The following is a 4,397-nucleotide window of genomic DNA, read 5'->3' as shown; positions in this document are numbered from 1 at the left end:
AAGCTTTAAAGCTGTCACAAATCAAAAAGCTGCTATAATTGAGGATTATTCTAAAATGAAAATTGGTACTAAAGTTGTAATAGCAAATGGAATATATGGAGAGATAGTTAACCTTGGTAAGACAACAGCTGATGTTGTAGTAGATAAATCAAAAAGTGTAATAATAAATGTAAGTAGATCCTCATTATCTAGTGTTTAAAATTAAAGTAAATTTATCATTAAATAAAAAATGGCGGGATAGTTGGTGATGTTCAAGAATTTGCTAATTATATAACTTTATATTCACCTATATCTAGTAATTGGGAAGATATGTTAAGCAAGACCTATACGATACTTATAGGCAAAAAATAGTTAGATTAGAGCACCTAGAGGATGTTTCATATGAAGCCTATATAAATATAGATGGAAAAGAAGTACCTTATGTTGTAGTTTCTGCAAGAACAGGTTACTTTCATGGGTAAGTTAATAAAACTAGTTATATTTGCTAATTATTAGTATATGTGGTATATTAATGATGTTAATAATTGAATAAGACAGTTCGTTAGACCATCCTGTCTTTAAACAAAACTAGGCATATAACTAAGAATTTTAAGTAGCCTTTGAGCTACTTTTTTTGTTTTAGCATATTTGACTGCGCGATGGTATAAATATGCTTTTTTTTATGCCTCAAAATAGGAGGAAAAAATGTTTATATTAAAAAATGAAATTCAATTTGACATGGCACATTACTTAAGTGGTTACAATGGTAAATGTGCAAATATTCATGGTCATCGCTATAGGCTAATAGTTAAAGTAGCTAGTAAAACCGTACATAAAGAAGGGCAGCTTCGTGGAATGGTAGATGATTTTGGTAATATCAAAGAAGCTTTAAAGGAAATAGAAGACTTTTTCGATCACAAATTAATCTTAGAGGATAATGATGAAGGTAAAAAAGTAGGGGAAAGCCTTTCTTTAATGCCTAATGGATTTAAGATTGTGTATTTACCTTATAGAACAACAGCTGAAGAAATGTCTAGGCATATATTTAATATGCTTAAGGAAAAAGGAATTAACGTTTATGAAGTAGAGCTTTTTGAAACACCAACTAATAGCTGTATTTATAGGGAGGAGTAAATATGAATAAGTTTTCTGTAATCGAAAAATTTGTTTCTATAGATGGTGAAGGACCTATGGCAGGTGCCTTAGCTGTATTTATTAGATTTGAAGGCTGCAACTTAAGATGTAAGTGGTGTGATACTACATATTCCTGGGAAGCTGATGAAAATAAAGAATTATTAAGTGCTACTGAAATTTATGATTTTATTAAGAAAAGTGGAGTAAACCATGTGACATTAACAGGTGGAGAGCCGCTTATACAAAATGGTATAGAAGAACTACTAGGTATTTTATCAAAAGACAAATCACTTTTAGTCTATATTGAAACTAATGGGTCTGTATCAATTTCACCTTTTAAGAAAGCTTATGATGAAGAAAATATTCATTATATAGTAGATTATAAGCTACCTGATAGTGGAATGATGGATAAAATGTCCTTAGAAAACTTAAATGAAGTTACTAATGAAGACGTATATAAATTTGTTATAGCTAGTAAAGAAGATTTAAGTTATGCCTATAAAATTATTAAAAGCTATAATTTAGAAAAAGTCTGTAAGGTGTATTTAAGTCCTGTTATAGATAAAATTACTCCTAAGGAAATAGTAAATTTTATGAAGGAAAAGAATTTATGTAATATAAAACTTCAATTACAGCTTCATAAAATTATTTGGCCAAAGGAATGTAGGGGAGTGTAGTTATGGCAATTGACAAAGAAAAAATTGAATATCATATAAGAGAAATACTTATTGCCTTAGGTGATAATCCAGATAGAGAAGGGTTAAAGGAAACTCCAAAAAGAGTGGCAAATATGTATGAAGAGATTTTTGAAGGAATTAATTATACAAATGAAGAAATTGCTGAGCTTTTTGGAAAAACCTTTGAGGAAGAAGAAGTTGATAAAAGTGGAGATTTAGTAGTAGTACGAGAAATACCAATTCACAGTTATTGTGAACATCATTTAGCACTTATGTACAACATGAAGGTATCAGTTGTGTATAAGCCTAGAGAAAGAGTTATTGGTCTTAGTAAAATAGCTCGTATTGCTGATATGGTAGGAAGAAGATTACAACTTCAAGAACGTATTGGCGCAGATATTGCAAGTATAGTAAGCAATGTTACAGATAGTGAAGATGTTGGAGTATTAATTGAAGGTGAACATAGCTGTATGAGTGCAAGGGGAATAAAAAAAACTGGTGCATTAACACGTACTACATCCTTTAGAGGAATTTTTGAAAATGATACTCATTTAAGACAAGAAGCTATTTTACTTATGAAATCTTAAATATAAAGTTATGAAAGGAAAATGGAAAATGAAAGAACGCGCAGTAGTAGTATTTAGTGGAGGACAAGACTCTACAACATGCCTTTTTTGGGCTATTAAAAAATTTGATGAGGTTATTGCAGTTACATTTGATTATGGTCAAAGACATAAGCAGGAATTAGACTGTGCAAGAGATATTGCAAAAGAATTTGGTATAGAACATCATGTATTAGATATGGGGCTTTTAAATCAATTATCTCCTAATGCACTTACAAGAGATGATATAAAAATAGAAATGGGTAAAGAAGGAGAACCACCCTCAACCTTTGTAGAAGGCCGTAACATGTTATTTTTAACCTTTGCAGGTGTTCTTGCTAAAGTTAAAGGAGCAAAACATATTGTAACAGGAGTTTGTGAAACTGACTTTAGTGGATATCCAGATTGTCGTGATATCTTTATAAAGTCATTAAATGTTACTTTAAATTTAGCAATGGATTATCCATTTGTAGTTCATACACCACTTATGTGGATTAATAAGGCTGAAACCTGGAAAATGGCAGATAAACTTGGAAGGCTTGATTACATTAGAGAAAAAACCTTAACTTGCTACAATGGAATCATTGGTGATGGATGTGGAGAGTGTCCAGCATGCCATTTAAGACAAAGAGGTTTAACGGAATATTTAAAAATCAAAGGGGAAAAATAGTATGAATTATACAGGAAGAAAAAAAGAAGAAATGAATAATGTAACCTTACTTGGAAATACAGGAACAAAATATGATTTTGGATATACACCAGAAATATTAGAGGTATTTGACAATAAGCATCCTGATAATGATTATTGGGTAAAATTTAATTGTCCAGAGTTTACAAGCCTTTGCCCAATAACAGGACAACCTGACTTTGCTGCTATTTACATTAGCTATATACCAGGAGAAAAGATGGTTGAAAGTAAATCCCTTAAGCTTTATCTATTTAGCTTTAGAAATCATGGGGACTTCCATGAAGATTGCATGAATATTATTATGAAGGATTTAATAAAGCTTATGAATCCTAAATATATTGAAGTATGGGGTAAATTTACACCTAGAGGTGGCATTAGTATCGATCCTTATTGTAACTATGGACAAGCAGGAAGTAAATTTGAAGAAATGGCGTCATATAGAATGATGAATCATGATTTGTACCCTGAAAATATAAATAACAGATAGGTAGTAATTTTTAGTACAATATATAATAAATAGCTTATTTTAATAGGCTATTTATTATATAAAGAATAATAGTATTTCTCATACTACCTAAGTTTTAAGTAATTATATCTATTGATTACTTACCATATGTCCATATACATCGAATATTTTCCAGATAGAGCTACTATCTTCTTTAATAAGCACATAATATCTTGTCCAGTTTCCATTTCCCCATTGAGCAACTTTATCGTATTTATTAGTAAGCTTTTTTGTATAGTTTACCTCTATTATTTCAAATTCACTTGGATTATATGAATTAAGCTTATCCATATATGGGTAAAAGGTATTCTTATTTTCATCTCCTGAATAATCAATCTCATCTAATTTCTTTAAACTATGTATAACAATCTCATTTGTATATAATCCCTGGTTAAAATTATTCTTATAAACATTTTCTTGATCCTTAAAAACATCAATATCAGCATATAGATATTTAAATTTCTCGTATTCATCACTTATATAAATTTTAAAGTTATCAAGAATAACTCTTTCAGTATCTGATTTTGGATAAACCTCAGACTTAAATAATCGCTTTCCATTTTCAAATTCTACTATATATTCATCTTCATCTAATTGTTTACTATCAGTCTTTAAATTGCTACAGCCTATAAATATAAACATACAAGAAATTGTTAACAACCATATATATTTTTTTGCTTTCATAATATTCTCCTTCCAATCAAATTACCTTTACATATTTTTATTCCATTTTTATACATTTATTATAACATTATATAAAGCCTTTTAATATAAGTCATTCTCTCCACTGATTTATGAATAGATAAGGGTAT

General features: G+C 29.5%; 7 protein-coding genes. 6 read left to right on the top strand and 1 reads right to left on the bottom strand.

Going from position 1 to position 4,397, the window contains the following annotated elements:
* The 6 genes from ACRDBA_RS16485 to queF form a co-directional block, all read left to right on the top strand.
* Positions 1–199: preprotein translocase subunit YajC (locus ACRDBA_RS16485; RefSeq protein ID WP_438574024.1), on the top strand; the 199-nt coding region annotated here is incomplete at its 5' end.
* 485 nt (positions 200–684) lie between these two features.
* The gene (locus ACRDBA_RS16480) at positions 685–1,113 is read left to right on the top strand and encodes a 6-pyruvoyl trahydropterin synthase family protein (protein WP_438574023.1); all 429 of its coding nucleotides are present in this window, start codon (positions 685–687) and stop codon (positions 1,111–1,113) included.
* A gap of 2 nt (positions 1,114–1,115) precedes the next feature.
* Complete coding sequence (gene queE / locus ACRDBA_RS16475) at positions 1,116–1,790, top strand: putative 7-carboxy-7-deazaguanine synthase QueE (protein ID WP_438574022.1); 675 nt, start codon at positions 1,116–1,118, stop codon at positions 1,788–1,790.
* 2 nt (positions 1,791–1,792) lie between these two features.
* Positions 1,793–2,377, top strand: coding sequence for a GTP cyclohydrolase I FolE (folE, locus tag ACRDBA_RS16470; RefSeq protein WP_438574021.1), 585 nt, complete (start codon positions 1,793–1,795; stop codon positions 2,375–2,377).
* Between the two features lie 28 nt (positions 2,378–2,405).
* Entirely contained in the window at positions 2,406–3,062 is a 657-nt protein-coding gene (gene queC / locus ACRDBA_RS16465; protein ID WP_438574020.1) for a 7-cyano-7-deazaguanine synthase QueC, read from the top strand.
* Position 3,063: 1 nt separating this feature from the next.
* Entirely contained in the window at positions 3,064–3,567 is a 504-nt protein-coding gene (queF, locus tag ACRDBA_RS16460; protein WP_438574019.1) for a preQ(1) synthase, read from the top strand.
* Between the two features lie 108 nt (positions 3,568–3,675).
* Here queF and ACRDBA_RS16455 read toward each other — a convergent pair whose 3' ends face one another.
* The gene (locus ACRDBA_RS16455; RefSeq protein ID WP_438574018.1) at positions 3,676–4,269 is read right to left on the bottom strand and encodes a DUF4829 domain-containing protein; all 594 of its coding nucleotides are present in this window, start codon (positions 4,267–4,269) and stop codon (positions 3,676–3,678) included.
* Positions 4,270–4,397 lie beyond the last annotated feature (128 nt).

This window comes from Clostridium sp., assembly GCF_051654825.1.
Lineage (GTDB): Bacteria > Bacillota > Clostridia > Clostridiales > Clostridiaceae > Clostridium.
Note: the sequence above shows the minus strand (reverse complement) of the source record. Positions and strands in the feature narration are given on the sequence as shown.

Coding starts and splice junctions, on each gene's coding strand:
- ACRDBA_RS16480 (WP_438574023.1), top strand. CDS start 685: ATGTTTATATTAAAAAATGAAATTCAATTTGACATGGCACATTACTTA.
- ACRDBA_RS16455 (WP_438574018.1), bottom strand. CDS start 4,269: ATGAAAGCAAAAAAATATATATGGTTGTTAACAATTTCTTGTATGTTT.
- folE (WP_438574021.1), top strand. CDS start 1,793: ATGGCAATTGACAAAGAAAAAATTGAATATCATATAAGAGAAATACTT.
- queC (WP_438574020.1), top strand. CDS start 2,406: ATGAAAGAACGCGCAGTAGTAGTATTTAGTGGAGGACAAGACTCTACA.
- queF (WP_438574019.1), top strand. CDS start 3,064: ATGAATTATACAGGAAGAAAAAAAGAAGAAATGAATAATGTAACCTTA.
- queE (WP_438574022.1), top strand. CDS start 1,116: ATGAATAAGTTTTCTGTAATCGAAAAATTTGTTTCTATAGATGGTGAA.